The sequence below is a fragment of the Candidatus Frankia nodulisporulans genome, assembly GCF_902806475.1.
In the GTDB taxonomy this organism is placed as follows: Bacteria; Actinomycetota; Actinomycetes; order Frankiales; family Frankiaceae; genus Frankia; species Frankia umida.
In genome coordinates, this window is record NZ_CADCWS010000582.1 from 1 (window position 1) to 341 (window position 341).

General features: G+C 67.2%; 1 protein-coding gene. It reads right to left on the bottom strand.

Annotation, left to right across the window (positions count from 1 at the left end):
- Nucleotides 1–137 precede the first annotated feature (137 nt).
- The gene (locus tag G6R24_RS21480; protein WP_003948845.1) at nucleotides 138–236 is read right to left on the bottom strand and encodes a 30S ribosomal protein bS22; all 99 of its coding nucleotides are present in this window, start codon (nucleotides 234–236) and stop codon (nucleotides 138–140) included.
- Between the last annotated feature and the right edge of the window lie 105 nt (nucleotides 237–341).

Consider the following 341-nt stretch of genomic DNA (forward strand, 5'->3'; position numbering starts at 1 on the left):
GGCGCTGAGGTACACGACAGGGTGCTGGTGGCGGGCCGGTGACCAGGCAGGCGCCCGTGCTGGACGCGGTCAGCCGGATCGTCCGACGGACGGGCTCGGACGAGCGGAGTCACAGGAGCGAGACGGCGGGGCCGTACCTACTTCTTGTTACGACGCTGGACGCGCGTGCGCTTGAGCAGTTTGCGGTGCTTCTTCTTGGCCATCCGCTTACGACGCTTCTTGATGACTGAGCCCACGTACCCGACCGATCTATGTTGAGGAGGTTACCGAGCGAGCCTACCCGCCTCGGCGGGCAAACACGGGAGCCCGGTGCTCCGGGCTGCCAGCGACGACGCTGGTCG